The organism is Mucilaginibacter sp. P1_D10, assembly GCF_056406215.1.
Map to the genome: position 1 here is coordinate 1 of NZ_JBFUAP010000022.1, position 26,372 is coordinate 26,372.

The following is a 26,372-nucleotide window of genomic DNA, read 5'->3' on the forward strand; positions in this document are numbered from 1 at the left end:
ATATTTCTGTCCGTCGGACCGAGAATTTGCCGCCGGCTTCTTTCAGATTCCTCCTCACGAAGGACACCCTTGCCTTAAGCTAACGCTTCCCACTACCAAGGCGCGCTCGGGACTTGCACCCTATAGTTTGCGCCCATGCCGGGCACACAACCAAAAAAAGCCGGAAGTTCCCTCCCGGCTTTCAAATAAAAATAAGCTAATCCTTAGATGTACCTGTTCACCAATTTCCTAAATTTTCCTGCCTGCCACTTTTTGCAGCTGGCTCGCCGTTGGTAGCGGCGAAGTTGTGATGAGGTCGGTTAAGCTGAGCAGGCCGTTTTCATAACCCGCCCGGTCAGGCCTCAACGCCTGGCATTGCGAAAGATACATCGCTACAAATCCTTAAACCAATCGCTTTTACGCGGAAATATAAAACAACGCAATTACATTAGTGGTGACACGATATTGACACCATGATTAAATTTGGAATTACCTGATTATAAGGAATGTAGCAGCGTTCACGGTGTTCACACGGCGCTGCGTGAACACTTTACAGGCTATTTGGCTGTTTGCCGGCCGTGTACAAAAACAAAAAGAGGTCGTATCAAAATCAACTTGCCCGGTTAGCAATTGTGATTTGATACAACCTCTTCAAATAAAAGATGATAATCCTTAGATATACCTGTTAACCAAGTTCTCCAGGTACTCCTGCCTGCCACTTTTGGCAGCTGGTTCGCCGTTAGTGGCGGCGTAGTTGCGCAGGTCGGTTAAAGACAAGGTGCCGTTTTCGTAATCTTTGCCGGCGCCGCTGTCGAAAGAGGCGTAACGGTCGGTACGTACCTTTTTGTAGTCGGATTTTTGGAGGATGTTATCAGCAATGACAAGTGCGCGTGCAAACACGTCCATACCGCCAACATGTGCGTAGAACAGGTCCGCAGGGTCGGTAGAGTTACGGCGTATCTTAGCATCGAAGTTGATACCACCGCCTGCGAAACCACCGGCTTCCAGGATGATCAGCATGTACTCAGCAACCTCATTGACATCGTTCGGGAACTGGTCGGTATCCCAACCGTTCTGCGTATCGCCACGGTTGGCATCTATCGAACCCAGCAGGCCGCTATCCGCAGCTACCTGCAACTCGTGCTGGAAGGTATGGCCCGCCAAAGTAGCGTGGTTTACTTCCAGGTTCAGCTTAAAGTCGCCAAGCAAATCGTATTTCTGCAAAAAGCCAAACACGGTTGCCGCATCGAAATCGTACTGGTGCTTGGTTGGCTCGCATGGCTTAGGCTCTATGAAGAAAGTACCGGTAAAGCCCTGCGCACGGGCATAATCTTTAGCCGTATGCAGGAATTTGGCCAGGTGTTCCTGCTCGCGTTTCATATCGGTGTTCAGCAGGCTCATGTAGCCTTCGCGGCCGCCCCAGAACACGTAGTTCTCGCCGCCCAGGGCAATGGTTGCATCGATAGCGCCTTTAACCTGTGCGCCGGCATGCGCCAAAACGTGGAAATCGGGGTTGGTAGATGCGCCGTTCATATAGCGCGAGTGGCTGAATACGTTGGCAGTTCCCCAAAGCAATTTAACGCCGCTGGCGGCTTGTTTTTGCTTAGCGTATTCTACCAGTGCCTGCAGGCGTTTCTCGTTGTCGGCAACATCGTTGGTATAATCAACCACGTCGATATCGTGGAAACAGTAGTAAGGCAAATTCATCTTGGTGATGAACTCGAACGCAGCATCCATTTTATCCTTGGCTCGCTCTACGGCATCGGCCTTGGCATCCCATGGGAAAATGTGCGTTGCGCCGCCAAACGGATCGGCGCCGCTGCCGTTGAATGAGTGCCAGTAAGAGCAGGCAAAGCGCAGGTGGTCCTTCATGGTTTTGCCGGCCACTACCCTATCCGCATCGTACCAGCGGAAAGCCAGCGGGTTATCAGATTCCGGGCCCTCGTACTTTATCTGGCCTAACCCTTTAAAAAATTCTTTTTCTCCGGTTACAATTGACATAGCTTATGATTTTATATTTTATTGGTTTGATGATATACTTGCTAAATGCTGGCCAAGGATGCCCCTCCAGCTTTGATAAACTTCCTCGAAAGCGGCGTTTACCGGTTCGATGCGTTGGATAGGCTTTGCGTTGCTGAAGGCTTCCTCGGGCGAGAATATCTCCGCCCCGATGCCTGCGCCAAGGGCCGCCCCTATGCTGCCGTCGTTATTATAAAGCTCTACCGGTACGCCTGTAGCATCCACAAAGTTCTGGGCGAACAGGCCGCTCAGGAACAGGTTGCTTTTGCCCGCCCGTATAACGGTAGGGTTCATGCCGTTCTCGCGCATGATATCAAGCCCGTATCTGAACGCGCAGGCAATACCCTCCTGCGCCGCGCGGAAGATATGGGCGGGCGTATGTAAATTAAGGTCGATACCGTGCAGGTGCGCCCCTACCTGTTTGTTACTCAGCATGCGCTCGGCACCGTTGCCGAATGGCATAATGCGCAGGCCGCCGCTGCCTAAAGGCGCGTTTTCAGCCTCCTGGTTTATCGCCTGGTAGCTTAGGGTTGGCGCTACAGCGCTACGTATCCAGCGGTACAAGCTACCAGTGCCGTTGATGCAGAGCAGCACGCCGAGGCGTTTGCTATCGCTTGCATAGTTCACGTGGGCAAAGGTGTTCACGCGCGATTGCGGGTCGTAGGCTAGTTGGTCGCTCACGCCGTAGATAACACCCGATGTACCTGCCGTTGCGGCCACTTCGCCCGGTTTCAATACGTTTAAAGAGAGGGCGTTGTTGGGCTGATCGCCCGCTTTATAGGTTACCGGCACGCCGGGATTCAAGTGCAATGCTTCTGCTACGTTTGCACTTACCCGGCCATGGGCCGAGAACACAGGCTTTACTGTCGGGAACAGGCTATCGCTGAAGCCAAAATATTCGATGATATCCTTAGAAAGTCCGTTGAACTGGAAATCGAAGAAAATACCTTCGGACAGTGCCGAAGCCGAGGTGGTGATCTCGCCCGTCAGCTTCATGGCGATGTAGTCGCCGGGCAGCATGATCTTATCTATCCGACTGTATATTTCCGGCTCGTTTTGCTTTACCCAGGCCAGCTTAGAGGCGGTGAAATTGCCCGGAGAATTGAGCATATGCGATAAGCAGGCCTCGTGGCCGATATCTTGGAAAGCTTTATCGCCGATGGCTACAGCGCGGCTATCGCACCAAATAATGCTGTTGCGCAGCACGTTCTGGTCCTTATCTACCAATACCAGCCCATGCATCTGGTAGGCTATGCCTATCGCGGCGATATCCTTTGGATTGTAGCCCCCTTTTTGGTGGCAGATGGCAATAGCACGCTGGGTTTGCTCCCACCACTCGGCAGGAGATTGCTCGGCCCAGCCGGTTTGGAGCGAAATAATTGGGGCTTCCTGCTCGGGATAATGCGCCGATGCAAGCATTTGCTGTGTATCCACGTCAACAATACTCACCTTAACCGACGAGGTTCCCAAATCGATACCTAACAATAGCATAAATAGTAGCTGTTTTTGGTTATAATTGTAAAAACGAAATTAAGTTAAATTCTGCTAATTGCAATCGATTGTTTAATTTATTTCACAATTTTATTATCCACTATGAAATCAAGGAAAAGGACTACTATTTACGATATCGCCGAGAAGCTAAACCTCAACCCTTCATCCGTATCGCGGGCACTCAATAATAGTAGTTCAGTTAACGATGCTACCAAGAAACTCATCCTTAAAACGGCCAAAGAGCTTAACTATACCCGCAATACCCTGGCATCCAACCTGCGCAAGGGCCACTCTAAAACCATCGGGGTGGTGGTGCCACGCATCAACCAGAATTTTTTCTCAAACGTGATAGCCGGCATAGAGGAAGCCACTTATAAGCAAGGGTATAACCTCATCATCTGCCAAAGTAACGAGTTGTACGAGAAAGAGGTGCAGTGCGTAAACACGCTGATAAACCAGCATGTAGATTGCATCGTTATATCCATCTCCGTGGAGACTACAGATCATAAGCACTTGCAAAACATCATCGACCATAATATCCAGCTCATCCAGTTCGACCGTGTGGCCGATGAACTGGAGACCCTGAAAGTAACCAACGACAACGAGCAATCGTCCTATGAGGCGGTGGACCATATGATAAAACAGGGCTACAACCGTATTGCCTTGCTGGAAGGCCCGCAGAAGCTCAACATCTTCAAACAGCGCAAAAACGGCTACCTGCGCGCCCTGGCGGAAAACGGCCTGCCCGTACTAGACGAACTGATGATACAAAACGCATGGACCAAAGAGCTCAGCGCCACCGCCACCCGCGACTTACTGAGCCTGCCCCACCCCCCGGATGCCATCTTCGCCTCCACGTCGGACTTCTCGGCCCTTGGCGTGTTGGAAGTAGCCACCGCCATGAACATCAAAGTGCCTGCCGAGTTGGGCGTATGCGGTTATTCTAACGAAGCCTTTACCGAGATAACCAGCCCATCCATCACCACTATAGACCAGTTTAGCCTTTACATGGGCAAAACGGTAGCGAACTTGTACTTCCAGGAAATGGAGAATACGGATACCGTGGTGGTGCCGAAAGTTATCAGCATCAAGCCTAAACTGATCATACGTTCTTCGACGCAGAAGGGGTAACGCAAGCCGTCATCCTGCCTTTTCTACTTGCCTAAAACTCCTAAAATTTGCTAAAATGCATTAAAAAAGGGGAGCTTTTTCCGGGTTTTTTCGGTGTTTTTTCTGTGCTTTTCTTTGGTTTTTGCGAGAATTCAAAGGCCAAATTTGCATCGCATGGCAAGTTACGCCTGTCAGCATTCCCCGATTTCGACGAAACGGTGTAAATTATAATTTATTTTAGCAATCGATTGCATTAATAAAATAAATATTTCACATTTGTATTAGTATTTGATTTATACGCTAATAGCTATTCTTGTGAGATTGGATAGTTGATTAATAGAGGCTGTATCATACCCATGGCACAGCCTCTTTCTTTTCCCGGCTCGCCGCCGGGCTCGGGTACGCAGCAATCTTGTTAAAAAAAAAACGATCAGCGTTTGCACGCTGACCGTCTCCTACTATATATAATATACAAAACTTTATTACCTCAAAGAATTGATGTAGCCTGCAATCTTGTATGCTTCATCTTTTGTTACTTGCGGCATCGGCGGCATCTCGGTTGAGTAGCCCGGCCAGTGCTGCGGCTGTGGGTTATGTATCAGTGAGTATATCGTTGCGGCAGAATACTTGCGTTTGGCAATTTCCACAAATGGCGGGCCTATTTGCCTTTTGGTTGGGTTATGGCAGGATAAGCAGGTGTTCTTGGTAAGCAAGCCTTCCACCTCTTTATAGGTAGGTGCTTTGGCACTGGTGGTTTTTAATGTTACCGGAGTGCCTTTTACAGGCGTTGTTGCCTTTTTAGTTGTTGGTGCAGTAACGGGTGCTAATGCAGAATTTTTGGTACTCACATCGCTCATCGATAACTTATCGCCGTCAGGTATCTGGTTGAGGGTGTAGTAAGCTACGGGGTGTACCAGCGAGTAGAAACCTGTTGCCGACCTGATGCCATCCAGCGTGAGGGTGTGGATATAGTACTGGCGCAGGTTCTGTACGATGATGCGTGCTTTTAAGCCGTCAGCAGAAACCTTTACGCCTGATATTTTCAGTTTTTCGGTATTTACCGGCGGCGAACCATAAACCGGGTGGTATTTATAAATGAAGCTTTCGGCATTGTACGATGCCAGGTCCTCGGCCGATTTACGATCCACAGGCGAGGTAAACTCTACCTCGAAACCATCGGGCATTGCCCTTACGGCTTTCATCTCGAAAGGTGTTTTGTTGTTGTACACCAATCGCTCCAGCCCCTCGTTGGCATCGCCTGCCGAGCCCCAGCCACGGTTGGTTTCGCCTACGAACAGCGAACCGTCAGTGCCCCATTCCAACCTTAACACGCCCGAGCGGAAGCCCTTGCGGAACAGGAATGCAGCGCCTTGCTCCTGCCCTTTTACGGTCTCGAGGAATATACGCGAGATGATGCTCATCCCCTGGTCGCCTGCCAAAATCTGGCCGGCAAAAGGGCCGAATGTACCTGCAGGTATCTTCACCGGCTCCGATGAGGAAATACCCAAAATACCATATGGCAGCCAAACCGAAGGCAACTTCAGCTCCGGGAACACCTTTTTCATATCGAACAGGGTCTTGAATTGTTCGTTCACCCGGTTCTCCGGCTTGATGTAGTGGCCCTGGGCATCCCTTAAACGGCGTTCGTCTATCTGCGAATAAAAGAAATCTGATTGGAGCTTGACCGGCGAGTTTGGCAGGCTGGTCCACCTTAAGCTGGCGGGGTGGCCCATAAAATCGCCTTTGTTTATTTTCCATAAACCGCCCGAGCCTACCCAGTCGCCCTGGTTCTCGGTATAATATAAAGTACTGTCGATAGCACCGATACCCGCAGGCGAGCGGAAACCCGCCGCCCATGGCGTCATTTTTCCGCCTTCGGTTATGTTCATGGCCCAACCACGCATCGGCACGCGGCTCTCTGCACGCCACCATTCCTCATCGCCGAAGGCTACGTTTGCGGTAACCATAAAGGTACCATCCTTCATAATCTTTGGGCCAAAGCTGTACTCGTGGTAGTGCCCGCTCAAAGGCCAGGCATAAACGGTTTCGTACACATCGGCTTTGCCGTCCTGGTCTTTGTCTACCAGTTTTGTCAGTTCGCCGCGCTGTGCTACGTATAGTGCGCCGTTTTTATAGGCTATGCCCAATATCTCGTGCAGGCCGTAGGCAAACCTGCGCCAGTAAGGTTTTGCACTGGTAGGGTTCTCTACCACGTACACCTCTCCCCTGCGGGTGCTTAGGGCCAAATCGCCATTGGGCAGGGTAACCAAACCGCCTACTTCCAATATCGGGCCCTCGGGTACGCGTACTTTACTAATCTTGAAAAAATCTTCTTCTTTGGGCGTTTCCTGGGCAAATGCCGTTGTTATGCTTAAGCTTATTGCCAGTGCCAGTATCGTTTTAAATGTATATTTCATTGCAAAAAGGCTTAAAATAAGATGGTGTAATTCAACTTGTTGCCAATGGCTACTATCAGTTCTTTCTTGCCGTCGGCATCCCTAATTACAGGTTTTGCACTGCCATCGGCAAGCTGTATATAGTAGGCCTTATCGCCCACCAGGTACAGACCGTTGCCAAGGTCTTCGACATTGCTATCCTTAGCCAGCAGGAAGTAAAGGCCCTCTGCGGGATTCTCCAGGGTAATCGCCCTGCTGATACCCTTGCCGTCTGCCATCACCTTCACATCATCGGTAACCAGGTTGCCGTAGATGCGGTATTTGAATGCCGGCCTTTCCTGGCTATCCAACACGTAGCCCTTGGTAAAAAAGCCCGTACCGGCGGTATCAGCCACCCATTTATCTTGCGCGTTTGCCAGTTTGGCTATCGCCAACACGGGTTTTGCGGTAAAATGCGTAACGCTGCCCAAAGCAAGCGATGTGCCATTGCCGCGGCCATCAAACATTGGGGTAGCATCTATGAAATCGCCGTGCCAGCCCTGCAGCAGGGTGCCATTGTCTAAATCGTAGCTGTAAGCGGTGTTCTCCGGCCCGCCTACCGATATCGCGTGTACAGAACGTACGTTGCCGATATCTACAAAGCTACGGAGCATGTTGTTGCTCGTTGCATGGATGTATATAGGGTCGGGGTTGTCGTCCTGGCGAGCCTTAGGGATTTCTGTCAACGGGGTGATAGAGATATTGCGGAAAGCTACAGCGCCGTGGTCGCCCTGGATACGTAGCGGACCGTTTGCCCTTTCGGCACCGGCAGCGCCACGGGTTGCGCCAAACAACTCTACGTTTTCGTGTATTGCCACACCGTTCAGCACAATGCTGATGATTTTTGCGTTAGCCGTCTTTTTCCCTGCGCCATCGAATTTTGGCGCCTGGAAGATAATTTTGATATGCTGCCATAAACCGGGTGCTTTGCTGGCGTTCTGGCGTGGGGCAACGCCGCCGTAGCCTTTATCGGCTTCGGGTTTGCTATCGTCCCAACGCTGGTAAATACCGCCGTTGTTATGCGAAGTGGCATTCCTTATGCCCCAGGCATCATCAATCTGTATTTCGTAGTTGCCCTGCAGGTAAATGCCCGAGTTTGCGCCTTTAGCGGTAAGATAATCCAGCTCTACGGTTACATCGCCATATTCTTTGATGGTGTAGAGGTCGGCACCGGCTTTTTTGGCGTTAGATTGGTTTACCAGGATGCCATCGCCCTTTGCAGTCTTTATCACGTTTTCGGCGTTCAGATCGGCAAACGCGTTGCCTGCCACGCTCCAGGAGCCCGCCGGATTTTTAAAAGCAGATAAATCTTTAAGATCGATCTGCTGGCCTGCGCACAGCAACGTGCCGCAAAACCAGAACGTAGCCGCAAGGCCCGCCTTCGAGAAGTTAAGGTTCATGTATATTTATTAAATTGTTGTTTCGTTTTTTCGCCTGCCGGGATAGATACCGTGCGGCGCTGGTAACAGTGCGAAGATATAAATACTACCCGAAAATATAAGGTTCGGGTAGTATTATTTTAACTTTGCTAAAACGATTTTAAAGGTGTAAACTATATTGCTATAAATCTACTATCAAAAGGGTATTTCCTTACCGAAATCGAACCAAAGCGGGCTGTTTAAATAGCCACGTGGTCGTGTCCGCGTTGCGAGTGGACTCATCCCCCGCCCCTTCTCCCCCGCCGGTTCAAGCGTCCCGTGGCCGTTGCACAACTCGACCAAGAGGAAGCGGATAGTATTTTATGAGTATTTGAGCCGCTGAGATTAGGATATAGGCGAAACATGCCTTCGTTGATTTTTGAATATCCAAACCTCAGAGAGTTGGTCGGCATTTTTTTGAACTTAATGATTTACTCCATTAGTTGTGCAACAGCCACGCCCCGCTTGAATCAAAGCAAATGTAAGCGTCCCGCTTACAGCAACACTTTTGCAATGTCAGAAAACATTTGCATATTACCATGCAGCGCCACACCTTGACGATGTTAGCAGGATGCCGGCTGGTAGGTGGGTTCGGCACAAGATTAATAATGTGGCAGCGGAGAGCCTGAAAAATCCGCTAAAAATCATTTCGTTACGTCAGCGGGACGCTGACATGTGTGTAGGGTCAGTGATATACACATAGGCGATGTAGGTGATTTTATTGTCGGCAATACAAGTGTCGGCGCGACTATTTATTTTGCAGCAAGACTTCTTTATCAAGTAACACACAAATACAATGTTAAGTATTTATTATAAAATCTGGGTTGATGCGATAGTATTTGAACAGACAAAAAATGGACAAAGAAGGAATTGGAAAATCTATACTCTTTTGCCAATGTCAATGTTTCAATCTATAAATTTATTGACGATTTTTTTTGTGGTTAGCGGTTTAACTAATAAGGATATACCGATTTTTCTTGAAATATCGATTTTTCCTGCTAAGTATATGAATTCATTTTTATCGTTTTCAATTAGTCTATATTTTCCTTTTATTCTTCTGAACTATTTTCTAATATTCAGTAATCATAAATATGAATATTTATTAAAAAAATACAAATATCACAATGGAAAATTCTATACGTCATATTTTTTACTGACAATTGGCATTTTTATCATTCCAATAATTATTGGAATAATTCTCGGGAAATAGTACCCCCCCGCTTGACCCAAAGCAAATATAAGCGTCCCGCTTACAGCAACTCTTTTGCAATGTCAGGGAACATTCGCTATTTATTACCATGCAACACAACGCCTCAACCGACGAACTTTAATCGTCACCCTAACTTTAATAGATTGGATAGCAGCTCCGGTTCGTGGGTTCGGCACATAAGTACCGTTATAGCAGCGCGAGCCCTGAAAGTTCGCTACAGATTATTTGGTGATGTTGGCAGGGTGCCGGCTGGTAAGTGGGTTCGGCACAAGATTAATGATATAGCAGCCGAGAGCCTGGGAAAAAACATTTCGTTACGTCAGCGGGACGCTGACATGTGTATAGGTTCAAGCGAGACGCTTAAACCGGCGAGAGCCCTGCGCCACGAGGACATTAACGCCCGGCGTATCCGCCCTGCAAGCTGCCGCAGGGTCCTTTTTCAAAGAGACCCTGCGGAAACTCCAAAATATGCGAGCGATAAAAAACGCCCCTTAATCCCCAAAATCGAACCACAGCGTTCCGTTTACCCGCTTGCCATCGGCATGGTATTTCTGGCTTTGCGGTCCCATTACTTCGGCTTGCTGAAACTTGGTACCTATGGGGCTTATCGCCTTTAAAAAGCCTATGCTGCCTGCCGGGAATTTGGGTTCAACAGGGTCACCTTTCGGCGGGTCCTTTTCCCGTGCGGGGCGCAGCATCTGCAGGTACGTATCCTTATCGTTGGTATAAACCGTAAAAGGCGATTGCTTATTTTCGATGGTTACCCAGTTTACCTCGGCATGGTAGCCTTTAAACTCGGGATAGCCCGGCGTTTCGCCCGTGATGGCGTTGTTATACGCCTTGTGCCATACGCCAAAAGCCTGGCCCTTTAACCTGTTTTTCCAAACGCGGTAAGGGCCTCGGCCCAGCCATTTCATGCCGGTTATCATCTCTTCGGGATAGTTGAAGGTTATGCCCATGAAGTCCACGTCGCCCTGCTGCGTATATTGGTATTCGAGTTTGGCGGGATGGCCTGCGTTGAAAGTCCATTTTACGTGCAGCGTTGCATCGCCCTGGTAATCGGCTTCAATGATGTATGTCTTACCATCGGCCCTGCCGGCAAATTGTTTTAAGCTTGTATTTACGCCCGCCAAAACCGGCCCGCCCGATAAAGACACCGTGCCCGAAGGCTTGAGCACCTTTTGTAAATAGCCTGTGGTTTTGCTGAACGCATAGCTGATGCTGCCGCATTTTACGATCAGCACGCTATCGGTTTCAGTGGCCGACACGGAGTTTAGTGTCGAAGGTTTCGCCAATACAGGCGCAGCCGGCGCATGGATGGCCCAACTCCAGGTAAATATTTCCTTTTTATCGGGCCCGTATGCGGTCAGATATAAGGCATCCTGCTTTTGCCAGCCCGCAGGCAGGCTTAAACTAATCAGGCCCTTTTGGCCCGGCTTTAAATTAGGCACGGCTGGGATGCCCGACGCGATTACCTGTGCTGTAGTATTAGCCGCTTTAGCCGATGGCAATTTCACCAGCTTCCATTTAAAAGTACATTGATTAAAATTGGTGAAAGCGTAGCGGTTCTCCACCGGTATCTTTCCATTGAAACCGCCATCGATTGGCTGCGGGTTGATATACACCGGCGACCATATCTCTTTAATGGTGTAAAAGCTCGCTTCCTTTTCGCGGTGCGGACCAACAATGCCATCGGGCGCGTGGTTGCCGTCAGAATCGTACGCGCCGTTTTTATCGGTACGGACAATAGCCTCATCTAAAAACGCCCAAATGAAACCGCCTCCGCCATGCGGATGCTTCATTATCGCTGCCCAAAAATCGTCGAGTGCCGCCCCTGCCCCACCATCGTACAGCGCATGCATAAACTCGGTGGGGAAAAACACTTCCTTACCGTTGGCGGCGGCATTTAACATGTAATTATAATCGGGGTAATGCTTGGTATCGGTACCGTTGAATTTTTCCCAGGGATGCAATACGGTGCGTTTTTGCGGGTCGTACAGGGCGTAGTCGTTATCCAGCCCGCGGTTCCAGCCACCCTCGTTGCCGTTATCCCAAAAGATAACCGAGGGGTGGTTAACATCGCGCAGCACCAGTTCTTTCACCAGCTTATGGCCCACTGCGGTATCGTATTTGGCCTGCCATCCGGTAAGCTCATCCAGCACGTAAAGGCCCAGCGAATCGCACACGTCGAGAAATTCATGGTCGGGCGGGTAATGCGACATGCGTACTGCGTTCATGTTCATCTCCTTCATCAGCCGGGCATCCAAAAGGTGGATGGCCTTGCTCAGCGTGCGCCCGCTCTCGGGCCAAAAACTGTGGCGGTTGCTGCCTTTGATGATTACACTCGCTCCGTTTACATAAAGCCCATCGTTAACCCTTACCTCCACCGTGCGGAAGCCGAATTTTTGTTTGATACGATGAATTAAGCCGTTTTTCCCTTTGATGCTTACCACTACCTGGTACAGGTTGGGGAACTCTGCATTCCATAATAAGGGCTTATTAAAGCTGCCTTTCAGTTGGATGCTATCAACACCAGTAATGGCACTTACTGATATGGGCTTCCCTACGTTTTGGCCTTTAAGGGTTTGCACCTGCGCCGTAATCCTTTCATCGCCTTTTAAATTGCGGGCGAAGGCATTCAGCAAAAATGAGCCATCGGCTTTGGCATCTATGGATGTGCGTTCGATGAATGTTTGGGGGACTATCTCCAGGTAAACGGGCCGGTAAATGCCGCCCAATACCCAAAAATCGCTGTTACGGCGCTCGGCATCATTCACTGACGAGTTTGCGGAAGTTTTATCTACTGTTACCTCCAGCAGGTTTTTGCCGCTGGGTTTAAGTAGCACAGTAATATCGTATTTAAATCGGTAAAAAGCGCCCTGGTGGATGGGGCCGGCTTGTTGGCCGTTGATCATTACCTTAGTATCCGTCATGGAGCCTTCGAAAACGATGAACACTTTTTTACCAGCGAAACCTTGCGAAGCAAACTCATATTTATATAAGCCCTGCTCATTTGCTTTTACCCTATCGTGCCCATAATTGTACGTTCCGAAGCCCTGTTGTTCCCAGTTGGAGGGCACGGGTATCTTTGTCCAGTTGCCACTTTTGCGGCCACCTGTGCAGTAAAAATCCCAGGCTACGGTATGGTCCTTATCGGTACCCGAGAGGTATTTGATAACCGTTTCCTGCGAAAAGGCGTTGAGGCATACAGTAAGCAATATAAATTGCAGCAATATTTTTTTCATATAGATATTGGCCGTGGCGGTTTTAATGGAATTAGCGCAAGATAAATCAGTCGCTCCCAATTAAGTAAATGAACATCAAATTAAAACTACGCAATCGTTGCCACAATACATTGCACACTGACTGTGAATCCAAAATGCGGGTTTTCATAGGATGGTAACCATCCGTCTAATTTAATCAAAATCGATTGGAAAAATTATGCAAAAACGGCTATATTTGCGCCCCACCCCGGAGAGGTGTCAGAGTGATCGAATGTGCCTGATTCGAAATCAGGTGTACTGTTACAGGTACCGGGGGTTTGAATCCCTCCCTCTCCGCAGATAGCAAAAAGCACTGAAAATCAGTGCTTTTTGCTATGTAGTGAACAGTGATGTCGAACACCCGATGTTATAATCTGAATATTTTAGATAAATTCGGAAGCAGTGTTCAATACTTGCTGATCTTCGTAAACAAACGCTATATGCCTTTGTCTTTCTTCTTCATTTATTAATTCAAGTTCTAAAATAAATGCTTCAACGTCGAATACTGCCGGTTTGACGTGTTCGACTATTTCTTCGATATTTATCTTTAAATCTTCAAGGATTGAGGAGTTGTTGGGAATGTTTTTTAATCTTTTTAGAAATAAATTCTTGATTTTTCTAATAACAGCTTCATTTCCGAGCCTTTAGTAGCCGCCACGTGTTGGGCCTACTTAACCGAAAAGATATGGTGCACCCATTGCACTTGCATGGCTTTTATTACCTGCTGGTTTTAGATCAGGCAACAGGCTGACACACCATTCGTGAGCGATTATAAAAAACCGCTACTGCTCGTGAAGGGCAGGCCGGCAATCGTTTTCAGTAGAGGATGGTAATTGAACCGCTAAACTTTTGGGTGCCGCTTTTTGCGGTAACGATATAATAATAGGCCGCCGCTGGCAGTTTTTTACTGTGGTATTGGCCGTTCCAGTTTGTTTCGTAACCCCGGCTTTCGTACACCTCAATGCCATTTCGGTTGAAAACCTTTACGGTGGCCGTAGGGTCGCTCTCCAGGCCTGCTATGGCCCAGGTGTCATTTATCCCATCGCCGTTTGGTGTGAAGGTATTTGGGATAATTACCTGCGGGCATTGGTCGGCTACAACTATCTGCCGGGTTGCCTGGCAACCGTTGGCATCGGTAACGGTTAAACTCACGGTTTGCGGCCGGGTGACATCGTAGGTTTGGTTGCCCGAAACGCCATTCCAGGCGTAGGCCGAAAATCCTGACGGTGCTGTTAAGGTAACCGTTTGCTGTTTGAATGAGCAAATACTGGTATTTTCCATGGTGAACACCGGCAACGGTAACAACGATACATCAATACTGGCTTCGGCTGTACACCCTGCAGCCGAGGTAACGGTTGCTTTATAACTGCCCGCAGCACTCACACTGATCTTGTCGGTTGTTTCCCCGGTCGACCATTTTACTGTGCCGCCATTGTAGGTTGCTTTCAGATCGATGAGCTGCCCGGCGCATAATGTGGTCGTCACTATTTCCTCGACGCTAACGGTTGGCGGCGGGCTGAATACAATAGTTTTAACGGCAGATGCCTGTGAACAAAAACTGCCATCGCTGTTTGCATTATTGCTGGTAATGGATACTGAATAATTGCCACCGATGTTGGTGGTTAATGAGCTAAGGTTGGTGTTGCTGTTTATCAAAGTACCGCCATTATACCAGTTGATGGTATAGCCGGAACTGACCGGCGTGGCGATTGACAGCTTAGCATCACCACCGATACAAAAAGCAGGTTTATCAGTTGTGATGACGGGTACCGGTAATTTAACCAGCTCAACCTGCACCGCTTTGGACGGCACCCACGTGCCTTCGCACGAACTAACTTCAACCATATACCTGCCTGTTTTTGTGATGGCGAGGGCGGCTGTAACATCTCCGGTTAATACACCGTCTTTATACCAACGGTATTGATAGGCAGCCGGGCTCATGGCCTTCAATGTTACGGGTGTACCATCGCAGTATCGTAATTGATCAGGATAGTTAAAAGTAAACACAGGCGCGGGAATAAAAGCCACCTGCACAGGTTGCGATGGCTTTGCGCAATCAGCTACCGTGCTACTGATCACTACCGAATAGCTACCATCGGTAGTAGCCTTTATAGCTGTCATATCCTTATCCGCAGCTATCAAATTACCATTTTTATACCAGTTAATGGTATAAGCGGCATCGGCGGGTATGTTGAGGGAAAGGTTTGCCTCTGCACCCGCACAGTATATTGGCTTGTCGGCTGTAACCTCCGGAACAGGCAGATGGACCAGATCAACCTGAACCTCTTTTGATGCTACCCAACTACCAGTACATGCGCTTAGTTCAACTTTATACTTGCCGGTTTTGGTAACGTTCAATGTCGATGTAATATCGCCGGTAAGTATACCGTCCTTATACCAGCGGTACTGGTAAATGGGGTTGTCGTCTACTTTTAGCGTTGTTGATGCTACATCGCAGAATTGCAGTTTCTCCTGGTAATTAAAAGTAAATACCGGGGCAGAGATGAATGTTAATTTAAATGGCAGCGACTGCCGCGAGCAATCTGCTATAGTACTTGTGAGTGCAACCGAATAGTCGCCGTCTGCGGTGGCCTTAATGCTTGTCAGGTCTTTATCCCCTGCTATTAAATTTCCATTTTTATACCAGTTGATGGTGTACACAGGGTCTGCGGGGATATCGATAGACACGGTGGCCTCATCGCCCTCACAATAAGTGTTTTTTGCGGAGGTTACCTGGGGGGTGGGCAAGTCTATCAGGTCAACCTCCACTTCTTTTGATGCCACCCAGGTATCGGTACAGGCGCTTACCTCTACTTTGTATTTACCGCTTTGGTACACTTTTAAACTTGATGATGTCTCATTATTTAAAACACCATCCCGGTACCAGCGGTAATTGTAAATGGGGTTATTATCCGTTTGCAGGGTTATAGGGTCACTGCTGCAGCCTTGCAGCTTATCAGGATAATCAAATGCGAATACCGGGCCCGGGATGATTTTGACCTGGATGTGATTGGTTTCGAGATGGACATTGCTGCAGGAAGAGTAAAAGATAGCGGAATAATTCCCGGCTTCGCTAACAGTTAACGACGCACCTGTTTCACCAACGATGTCTTTACCGTCTTTACGCCATTGTATCGTATTCCCCTGGGTATAATTGCCGTTCAGCTGCATTTTCATGGTATTGCCGCTGCAAAGGTCCAAGGTAGTTAGCGGGTCGCTCAACGGGATGTCAACAGCAAGCGCCTTTACCAGTTGGCTGGTATCAAAATTCTTTAAAAAATCAGGGTCGAGCAGGTATAGGCCATCGTCGGTAGCCACCCAAACGCCATCCTCGCAGCTGGTAGCAATGTCATCTACAGATCTTCCGGTTGCATTCACACATACGTCATTCACCTTAACGTTCCCAAGCGCATCATAATGATACATAACGAATGTCGCCACTCCGTGTTCAAAAAAATTAAAAGAGAGCGAACTGCTGAAATACAGGCCATTGTCGGTACCTACCAATAAATTATCTTTCGATATCCATGGATCATAAGCGCTGTAAAAACTGGTCAACCCCAAAATGTCGGTTATTTTGTTAACGTTAACATTATCTAAAAAATGATGAAAGCTCAACGGGTCGAAGCCACCATTGTAGTCCATGCTTTCCTGGTATAGCCCATATTCATTCCCCCAAATAAAACTGCCTCCATATCTAATCGGATTTAATATCCCCACGGGTACATAAAAGGCCGTATTGATTTTACCACCGCTTTCCACCAGATCCTGGATATAGTAACCATAAGCATTATACTGCAGGCCAAATAATACAGGATAAGCGGCTGTGTTCCAGTACGGGACATTTTCATCGGTAAGCATGGTGCTTCTGTACGTACTTGTGAATATCTTTACCGGCCCAAAATAAAGAGCATAAGTATAGTAACTGAGTGTGGCAGATGCAACTTCATATCGGCCCAAACCATGCATGGTCCCTATTAACAATATCCCGGGACCAAAATAACCAGCATCGTTGGTAAGCCCGATAGAAGTTATTTCGCCTTTTAATACCTCTTGAGTGGCAACTTCTTTCACCTGGCCGTTTTTGTACCCGATAACGCTTGTGTTGGTGGCTATGAATACCTCCGCCTGGCTATAACCGGCTATATCAATAAACTGCAAACCGTTGTATGCAGAAAATGCAGATGTCAGGTCTTCAACCGCTTTTGTAAGGCTGTTGATACGGTACACCCCATTGTTTTCTGCAAGTATCCATACATAAGGGTCGCCATAATCCCGTTTTACCTTGAGTATTTTTTTCCCCGCTAAGAAATGTGCATTGATATGAAAGTCGATATCCTGCCCGTACGAGGTTAAGGAGATAAAAAATATTGCTAATAATACTAAAACTAACCTGGCGACACGTATCAACATAAAATAAAGCAAAGGTTTTTTAAGGGTAATTGATTTTTCTTCACTGCGCACAAATAAATACCTGATAGGTTGGTTTTTTAAATTATGGAGCTTAGTAGGACGGATAAATTTCGTTAACAACGCCGTCCTAATTCCACACCCCTTTTCCGCTGCCCTGAATAGGCATCGGGATGAAACGTGTTTACCTTGAAATGCGGGGCACAAGTAGCCTCCTGCACCTGCCCTAAGCTGCATACCTGCGCCAGCCGAGGACAGTTTCAAAGAACAGCAAACTACATCCCTTGAGGTATCCAGTAGCACCTAGGATCGCGGATTTGCTATTATTTGGCCCGGGATTTACAAATCCGGACCAACGTGGAATCTGCAATAGTTATGCCCCCCGCTTAAGTATTTGGCCATAAGACAGAACAACGGCCAGCACCACGAACACCAACAAGGGCGTAATTTCACCTTTTTTCGCCGCCACGATCCTCTTTGCGTCTAGCTTGGTAATAAATACGCACATTTTTTCCGACATTCCAAAAGAGTAAATGTAAGTGAGACGCTTACATTTACTTTGGTTCAAGAGTGCCGCTTGAACCGGCGGGTAAAATAGTTAACATTGATTCAGTCGTAGGATGGATTTTCGATCCTGGTTATGATTCTTTATTATTTGGAAAAATATAAAGATCTAAATCAAATTCAATATTTAACTCTTTGAGTAGTTTATTATAACGTGTATTTAAATGTACCCAAGGCGTGCTTTCGTCGTTATCGACATAGACAAATAAGGCACATGATATTTCGCAATAATACCTATCACACAATGTTTTGAAATCAGCCAGCTTATTTTCAATTATATCTAATAGTGACGTTAATTGATCTTCAAATGAGGAGTACTTATCTAATCCTGATCTCATGATCCAACTATTTTTCTTTATTAAAGGGGAAGTTGGATTTTTGGGATTTCTTTTTTCTCCTTTTATATAAACCTTGTCTGGTTGTATTTCCAATAATTGAGATATATCATTATGGCTTATATCATTGAAATCAAAGATTCCAAAACTTACAACGACTTCATTTTGCATATATTAATTGTTTATTTTCTAAACATGTATTGGTGAATTTATCCGATTCTCTCAATTGAATTTTTCTTGACTTCATCATAAACGAACATTTTTTTTACTTCAATAAATTATAATGCTAATAAAGGTGTAGCAGCCCCGTCTGTAATTATAATCAATACGCCTATACCTATTATAGCACCTACTTTAAGAACAGTAGGGTTAATATTGATACTCGGCCAACTAAATCCTGGTTGATGTAAAGTACTAAAGTCATTAAGATTGTAGCCGATAGGTTCTCCTGGACCTACTCCATTTTTGGGCTTTTGATAAACATTCCCTTCCCTGTCCTTCCACAAATCAGTTTGGCCGCCATGATTACCCTTTTCACTATGATCCCATCCCTGCTTTTGAAGGTTATTGATATCATTTGGTGTTAGTTTCTTGTCTTGGCTCGGATTCCTATCATCGGAAGAGGCCATTATCATGAAAGGATTCGTCCCCCCCTGATTGGCACTAATTCCCCCATTAGCCGCATTAAAAGCTTTTTCAAAACCTAAATAGGTGCTAAAACCTCTTATAGACATATCACCTTCTACCATCCCTCCATACCCATCTGGCTTACCGCTATACGTTAAAATGGCATCATAGCCCATATCCCATTGGGCCTGCAAATAATTTTGCTTTATTTTAAAGCCCTGTATAGCCGATCCTATTGCTTGCATTTCAACACCCGCCATAGGGCTAGAAAATGCCCCCGGTGTGCTCAAATAATTCAGCCACTGTCTTTCCGCTGAAGTAGCGTGTGAAGCATTATAATTTTCCATCGCATGGTAATAAGCTTTGAGTCGATATGTCTCAGGATCATTATATCCATAATAGATAGCATTGCCATTAGCATCGAAAGCTGGATCTGCTCCCGATGGATCATTCATCCCAATTGGGTCGTTAAAGGCAAAATTATACGGCGTCCATCCGGCATAGTTATCAACCATGGGGTCAATGGCATTAAAACGGCCAATTTGCGGGTCATACTCGCGGTAAGGGGTGCTGTAACTGTTTTCAAAGCCCAGGTCGTCCTGCAGCTCGCTGCCGCCGTTAAACAATTGCTTGTTGCCAACAGGTGCGGTGCGTACCACGATCCCCTGCATGGTCATGCCAAAAGGGTAATATTCGTTCTCCTGGGTCATGGCGGCAACTCCGGTGCCGTTATCTTTGAAACTTACGCGCGTATTGCCTAAATTATCCGTAATAAAGTATTCATACGTAAAGGCAGTGGCGGTTGTGTTACTCATTACACGCCCCTCAGCCGTGTTAAAATAGCTGAGCGTGCGGGTGCCTGCTCCTATGGTAGTGTAAACAAAGCCATCCAAATAATCATACGTGTTAAGGGCTGCATGGGCAGCATCATATAATACCTTACGGATCCTTGTTCCCGATGCGTCATAAGTGTACTCTACAGAACCCGCGCCGGTCACTACTTTGCTTACTTTATTTAAGTCGTTATAAGTGATAGTTTCATTTTTATTGGCATCGGTGGTCAGATTACCGCTGGCATCATAGGCATATTCGCTGGCCAAACTGGCACCATCTTTAAATCCCATCGTATTACCTGATGCATCGGATATGCTGGCCAGTTGATTGCTTGCATTGCTATTTTGATAAATATAGTTAAGATTATCCATAACTGTTAAAGCAGAACCGCCCGAGGCAAAGGTATTACGCGTTAACGATAGTATGTTGCCATTATTATCATAACTGCCAACAGTTTCGTTATAACCGCTGACTTCGGCATTCCAGGCAGTGCCGCTGTTGGCTGTATATTGCGCGTTGGTTAACCTGTCGGCGGCATCATAGGTATAAACATAGCTGCGCTGCCTTACCGGGTTGGGCGAGCCCGAAAACTGATCGTAGGCCTTCCATTTTATTTCGGATATTTTACCGTTATATTTCGGTGTATTGCTTAAACCTGTTGGATCGGCCTGATTATACAATATGGTCATCCCGAACAGGTCGTTGGTATCGCCGTTGGTTAAGTCGGCGGTTAAGGTACTGTTGTTGATGCTGGTTAGCCATCCCCTTATGTTATAACGGTAATCAACGGTTTGCAAAAAAGTACCGGCGTATGTTCCGCCGGTTACCAGCCCCAGCTTTTTAGCTTTTAATTGCCCCAGTTCGTTATAATCGTATTTCGAAACAACCTGGTCGGTACCCGCATTTATATTTACCACAACCTGGGTGAGCCTGTCCATAATATCAAAGCTCATTTTATTGATCACCGTGGTTGCACTCAATGATTTTACCTGTTTGGTTTGCGTAATATGCCCGCCATAAATATCAACCGCATTGCTGGTTACGTCTAAGGCGTTTTGGTTAACCAGGTTATTGGTTTGTTTTTGTATGGCGTTGCTAAACTGATCATAAAATATAGCCTGTTTTATCCAGCCCCCGGCATTTCCTGCGGGGTTAATAACACGGCTCATAGTGGCGGTTAACAGGCCGCTATTATCTGTAGCATTGGTTGCTGCGTAAGGTTGCCCGGGGTTGCTATATTGATAATCGACTGTCCCGTCGTTATAAAGGTCATAGTCATCATAATAATTAACGTTAAGCACATCGGCATCGGCTATGTTTGTGGGGAAACATTGATTGCTAAACCCATACGTGGTACCAGTCTGCCGTTTTTCATAAGCAAATATGGTAACATTATCATACGTTAGCCCGTCGAGGTAGTTTTGCAATATTTGCTGGTTGGTACTCCCGGTAGCTCCCGGCGGGGCGCTGTACCTGTACAAGCCGGCCATTATGGTTCTGTCCGCAGCATCGTACTTGGTATAATACCAGGTGTCTGTGGCGTAAGCGCTGCGTAAACGGCCATCCTGTGTAAGCACCAGGCGGTTATTACTGTCATAAACCATATAAACCGGCGCCGCGCCGGGCGCTTGTTTGGCAACCATCCTGCCTTTTACATCGTAAGTGTAAGCGGTTGCCCATGCACCAATAAAAACAGTGTTAAAAGCGGGCGGCGATGCCCCATAGATCCTTTTTACGCCTTCGGGCGATACCTGATATAAAACATTTCCCAGGTCATCGTAAACCATAATGGTTTCGAGCCAGGTGGTAGTGCTGGCTTGTACCTTTTTCGATACCAGTTGCCCAAGCTTATTGGTAAAGGTTAACACATGATTGCCGTTTTCGTCGGTTACGTCACTCACGGATAATTGGCCAATGCCATAATTGGTGGCGGTTGGCCCGGCACTGGTCCATATCCTGATATTATCGGTAGCCGTGTTTAACCGGGAGGCTGCTTTCACACTGTGGCCGGCACCTGTTTGCCAGGCTGCACCCGGCGCACCAACCTCCAGCACCCTTTGCAGGGGCGAGTTATCATAAACTATGCCCGCAAAAGGGGCAAGATCAGTTGCTATTTGCTGGTTGGTAACCTGGTAGAAAGCATTTTGTGCGCCAATTGGGTTTACCTGCAACGCACCGTTGGAGGTAGCGGCGGTATAAGGCAAATATTGCAGGGGCTGGCCGCCATACTGGTCGTACGCCATAACCTGCACAATGTCCTTATGCGAAGGGCTACCCTGCATACTGATGCGCTGTACGGGCCTGGCCAGCCCATCCATATAGGAGACCACGGTTTGGGCGTTTACCCCCGGCAGTATCTGCGTTGGCAGGGTAATGCCGGATACTTTTACAATATCTATACGGACGTTATTATTTGCAACAAGGTTCGGGTCGTCGGCTTTATTATCCTGTTGTCCGTAACTTTGGGTGCTGAAAGCAGACGCCAACAGCACAAAACACAAGTTTCTATAAAGTTTTAAATTGATCATGTCTTTTTATCGGTTATAGTGGACAGTTAGGAGCGAAAAACAATAATCCAATCTGGTTTACAGCCGCTGTTTGCAGGCTTTGCGGCAGCATGGTACATCGCATGGTGTACGATTTTGAAGAACTTGGTGGGCCATATACCCCACCGAACACTGTTACGGTTACTGTATTTGAAGTGCCCGGCACTGTTATCCAGGTATTGGGCGCGTTAGCATAGGCCATCTCCCATTTAAACTGGTTGGTGTAACTCCCGCTAACAGTGGCTGTAAATGTATTTGTACCCAACGGGTTGCTGCCGGGGCCCAAATCGCCATATCCCATAATTTGCTGCGAGCACACATTATAACCTGTTACACCAGCGCAGTGCATGGTGAATGCCAGCGGCGCAACAACCGTTACCGTGCGCGTTGAAGTTACCGTTCCGTACAGCGGACTGGTAACGGTTAATGTAACGGTATATGTGCCAGGTGTTGTGTAGGTATGCGATGGGGTTACCCCGCCGTTTGAAAGCGTGGCCCCATCGCCAAAATCCCAGTTCCTGACAATTCCAGCCGGTCCGCACGGGTCAGGATATCCATTTCGAAAGGCGACAGGGGTATTAACATTCACCGTAGTTGGCCCCCCATTTGCATAGAAAACCTCGTTACTGCCCCCACCTGGTGGTACGCTATAATCAAATACGGCAGAAAGGGCAAATGTGCTCCGGTAGTTATAGGTAAGTTGTTTTATTATGTTTTGATTTTGATCGGTAACTGTAGTAGGCCTGCCTAAAGCATCATACGCATAAAAGGTGGTATTGCCATGCGGGTCGGTATCGGCAATTTTCAGCTTGTTTTGATAGCCGCTCAGGGTAACCGGGGCCACTTCGGGATGAAAAAGCATATCGTCGACAATAAGCGGCTGGTTACCCGTTTGCACGTTGATGCTGAAAGTGGGATTAAAATTAGCAACCGACAGCCTGATCCTGTAATAAGCCCAAACACCTGTAGTGCTGGTATAATTTATTGTGCCGGTGCTGGAGTGACTGCCATCAGTTAAAGTAACTGTAATTGCCCCCGCAGTGGTTGTTGGATTTTTGATCCAGCAGGAGAATGCATAGTAATCGCCCCGCCCCTTATTAACCGCGCTTTTGGTAAACGAATAGTTTGGCGCAACAGACAAACCGTTGCCTATCCTTCCGGGTACGGCGGAATAACTTGAATTATAGGCCTCATCAAAACTATGTGGTTTAACAATAACCGGATAATCGTCATCAAAATTAGAATAGAGTACCTGGTTAGCTAATGCGTTACTGATAGTGGCGATGGGTTTTACGCCCGAATTATCGTATATGGTTGTAACTGCACGCTGATGCCCGTCATCCATAGAAAGAGGAAGGCCCGCAGTACTGTATTCAAACACATTATTACTTACCTGGTAGCGGGAGTCGTATAGAAATATATTGTTAGTTATTACCGATGGCGTGAAATTGCTTAAGGGCGTATTAATTCTTAATGTACGTATTTGCGCGGGTGCTATTTTTGTTGTAAAAGTTTGCTGCGTCATCGGATACCGCGGGTTGGGCACCAGGAATACATTAAATTTGTTTAACCGCCCCCCCGTCACCATTTCGCTTTGCCCGGGCTTGGTTATAGAAGTTATCTGCTCGATAACCGTATTATTTATATAACTGCTTTTCAATGCCAGGATACCGGCCGTTGCCGGGTCGGTATTTGCGGTGGCCGTATAATCCTGGGGATAGGTGTACTTTGTTTTATAAGTGGTAAAATTGATCCCGTCGCTGCTTGCTGCTGTTGTAGTGCTGCTCAACATCCTATGGTTGGGGCTGTTAAAAAAATTATCTGTTTCAACCGTTGTGGAGGTTGTGTAATTAGTGCCGGGATCATAGATGGTTTCTATTGCCGCGGTTTGATATTTATCCATAGCGGCTAACAGGCGGTATTTTCCATACGCAAAGGCTTTTGTATTGATATCAGTTGGGCTATAGGTAAAATAATCATAGGCTAATCCGTAAATGCTAACGGGCGAAGTGTTTTGGTAGATAGGGGAATATTGGTAATCAACCCGTTTTAGCAATTGGCCGGTTTCGTTAAATACCTGGGTATTTTGTAATAATCCCCTTTCAAAAGTATAATTCGGGTTGGTTGGATATGGAAACGAATAATACCCATCTGCCATCATCCCTTTGCTCATGCACACGCCCGAAGAGGGGTTGTAGGTAGTAGCATATTGCGAATAAGTAGCCTGCCACTGGTTGGGAGCGCTATACTCCGGCGATGTTGTTTGGCCATAAGTGGCCGGGTTGAGGTATTGATAGGTTATTTTACCTTTCCCCACCTGGCTTTCGGCACCCGATGGATACACGACATCGGGAGAATCAAAATCATACTCGTTTAAGTCGCCCTCTGTACGCGCGGTAAAATTATTGGCTTGAGTGGGTTGGTCTGTGTACTCGCTAATGGTATGTACTGCTCCGTTGTTGTCGGCATATACCGGCACAGGGAAGGCAAATTGCGGGCGGTTTAACAGTACCCCCGCGCCATAAGTGTAATTTTTTATAATATCATTAGTGGTATTTACACCATCGTGCATGGTTACCGTTTTCACCCGGATACCCCCGCCAAAAAATGTTTGATTGGCCCTGGCATCAAAATACTGGTTAGGTTCATAGTCCATTTTAACACTCCCCCCTGTGGGGAAAATGATACGGCGTAAGGAACCCGCTGTAATAACACCAGCGTTTACGGTGCGGTCGGCACCTGATGAAAGGTAGTTATAAGTACCAGCATAGCCCGGTATTTGCTGCAGCCTGTATCTTTCCTGCGGGGGTTCATTGGGATACATATGCAGGTTCGGCACAAGCGTTGTAGCATGGTTGCCGTTAAAATAGCCCCAATAATCCTGCTCTTTTCCCTGTGCCGACGTCAATGTAGTCGAAGAGCCTATTGCTGTGCCCACATATTCAAATTCGTAGGGTGGACTGACGGTACAGCCACTTGAAAAGGGACGGATAGATTGTAAAAAAAGATACCCTGATGTATTAACCCCAATTAACGAAATTGTTTTATTAGGGACATAGGGCGCGGTAATCTGAAACCCTCTCAAATATGGGTCTTCATAGGTGAAGTTGATGGTTTCGTATCCGGGATTCGTTATGGGATAAATAACTGCTTGTTCGTAAATACTCGACAGGGTACGGGTAGTTATTATTGCCCTGGTATAAAAGACCTTTTTTTTAACACCCGCAAGATATATATCAGTTGACGGCGGATTGGTAAGTACGCTATCTATTGGCATGATATGGCCATAACTTAATGAAACAGCGCCTCCAGATGGTGAATTAATAGCACTTAAGCTCCAAACCGTGGTATAAGAAATAGCCTGGGCATACTTTATTACCTTATCCCTTAAATAATACACGGTGTTGGCAGGCCCCTCGGGTGTTACAGTTTCGTTTACTGTTGTTGTTGGTATAAATGTGTATTGAAAGCCGTTATTTGTGGTAATTGTAAACCAAGCAATTGCCCCGGCCGAATATGTAGGCTGGATTTTCAGGTCCTGGTAAGGCAGTGTTTGGATAATCTTATTATTATCAAACATAAACTGGCCCGAGCCTCCCGGGAAACTAAAACTAAAAACATCTGGCTGCGTATCGGTTTTGTTACTAACCAACGAGTTCAGTACGTTATAGTTGGCAGCGTCACCTGTGCAATCCGTCCGGCTTTGCGGGGTAAAATTAACCACGCTGGCGGCATAGGTATCATATAGCCACCCTTTGCGCGTATCGGTACCGGTGCCCAGGTAATCATCCGGCAGGCTTTTTACAGAACGCGTTATCTTTCCGCCGGCGTTCAGGCTCCATCCTACGCCCAATTTATATTCATCATTGCCAATCGGCTGGGATGGTTTTACACCCGGCGTGTAATTCAAACTTATCGGAACAGATACGTCCCCGTTTTTAATTTCATATATAGGGACGCTAACATATGGCGCGCCTGTTTGCAAACTTACGGGTACAGCTATCTGGGCGTAGCTTTGGGCATAAAACATGATGCCTGAGAATACAATAAAAAGTATTTTTTTCATTTTGGAGAGGTGGTACTGTAATGGTTATTTAGGTTATAGTGCTGAGGCACAGCCAGGATGGTTAA

At 47.0% G+C, this 26,372-nt stretch carries 10 protein-coding genes and 1 tRNA gene; 2 read left to right on the forward strand and 9 right to left on the reverse strand.

The features are described 5' to 3' along the window. Positions 1 to 651 precede the first annotated feature (651 nt). Both xylA and AC1DYT_RS24605 read right to left on the reverse strand, forming a co-directional pair. Positions 652 to 1,980 carry a xylose isomerase gene (xylA, locus tag AC1DYT_RS24600; protein ID WP_477472146.1) on the reverse strand — a complete coding sequence of 443 codons (1,329 nt, stop codon included), beginning with the start codon at positions 1,978 to 1,980 and terminating at the stop codon, positions 652 to 654. An 18-nt stretch (positions 1,981 to 1,998) separates the two neighbouring features. Then, positions 1,999 to 3,489 carry a xylulokinase gene (locus AC1DYT_RS24605; RefSeq protein WP_477472147.1) on the reverse strand — a complete coding sequence of 497 codons (1,491 nt, stop codon included), beginning with the start codon at positions 3,487 to 3,489 and terminating at the stop codon, positions 1,999 to 2,001. Positions 3,490 to 3,591: 102 nt separating this feature from the next. On the opposite strand from AC1DYT_RS24605, the gene AC1DYT_RS24610 reads away from it, so the two are divergent. After that, a complete protein-coding gene (locus AC1DYT_RS24610; RefSeq protein WP_477472148.1) occupies positions 3,592 to 4,620 on the forward strand; it encodes a LacI family DNA-binding transcriptional regulator in 1,029 nt (342 codons plus the stop codon). Positions 4,621 to 5,081: 461 nt separating this feature from the next. On the opposite strand, the gene AC1DYT_RS24615 is transcribed toward AC1DYT_RS24610, so the two are convergent. The 3 genes from AC1DYT_RS24615 to AC1DYT_RS24625 form a co-directional block, all read right to left on the reverse strand. After that, entirely contained in the window at positions 5,082 to 7,016 is a 1,935-nt protein-coding gene (locus AC1DYT_RS24615) for a hypothetical protein (RefSeq protein WP_477472149.1), read from the reverse strand. An 11-nt stretch (positions 7,017 to 7,027) separates the two neighbouring features. Further along, positions 7,028 to 8,434: a 3-keto-disaccharide hydrolase gene (locus AC1DYT_RS24620; RefSeq protein ID WP_477472150.1), complete on the reverse strand. Its 1,407-nt coding sequence runs from the start codon at positions 8,432 to 8,434 to the stop codon at positions 7,028 to 7,030. Positions 8,435 to 10,153: 1,719 nt separating this feature from the next. Then, a complete protein-coding gene (locus tag AC1DYT_RS24625) occupies positions 10,154 to 12,907 on the reverse strand; it encodes a glycoside hydrolase family 2 protein (protein ID WP_477472151.1) in 2,754 nt (917 codons plus the stop codon). A 228-nt stretch (positions 12,908 to 13,135) separates the two neighbouring features. On the opposite strand from AC1DYT_RS24625, the gene AC1DYT_RS24630 reads away from it, so the two are divergent. Next, positions 13,136 to 13,222: transfer RNA gene (locus tag AC1DYT_RS24630), tRNA-Ser, on the forward strand. A 519-nt stretch (positions 13,223 to 13,741) separates the two neighbouring features. On the opposite strand, the gene AC1DYT_RS24635 is transcribed toward AC1DYT_RS24630, so the two are convergent. From AC1DYT_RS24635 to AC1DYT_RS24650, 4 genes are all read right to left on the reverse strand, one after another. Next, the gene (locus tag AC1DYT_RS24635; protein ID WP_477472152.1) at positions 13,742 to 17,338 is read right to left on the reverse strand and encodes a T9SS type B sorting domain-containing protein; all 3,597 of its coding nucleotides are present in this window, start codon (positions 17,336 to 17,338) and stop codon (positions 13,742 to 13,744) included. Between the two features lie 635 nt (positions 17,339 to 17,973). Next, a complete protein-coding gene (locus AC1DYT_RS24640; RefSeq protein WP_477472153.1) occupies positions 17,974 to 18,405 on the reverse strand; it encodes a DUF4279 domain-containing protein in 432 nt (143 codons plus the stop codon). Positions 18,406 to 18,512: 107 nt separating this feature from the next. Then, positions 18,513 to 22,223, reverse strand: a complete 3,711-nt coding sequence (locus AC1DYT_RS24645; RefSeq protein ID WP_477472154.1) for a DUF6443 domain-containing protein — start codon at positions 22,221 to 22,223, stop codon at positions 18,513 to 18,515. A 13-nt stretch (positions 22,224 to 22,236) separates the two neighbouring features. Then, a complete protein-coding gene (locus AC1DYT_RS24650) occupies positions 22,237 to 26,307 on the reverse strand; it encodes a PKD domain-containing protein (RefSeq protein WP_477472155.1) in 4,071 nt (1,356 codons plus the stop codon). Positions 26,308 to 26,372: the final 65 nt, after the last annotated feature.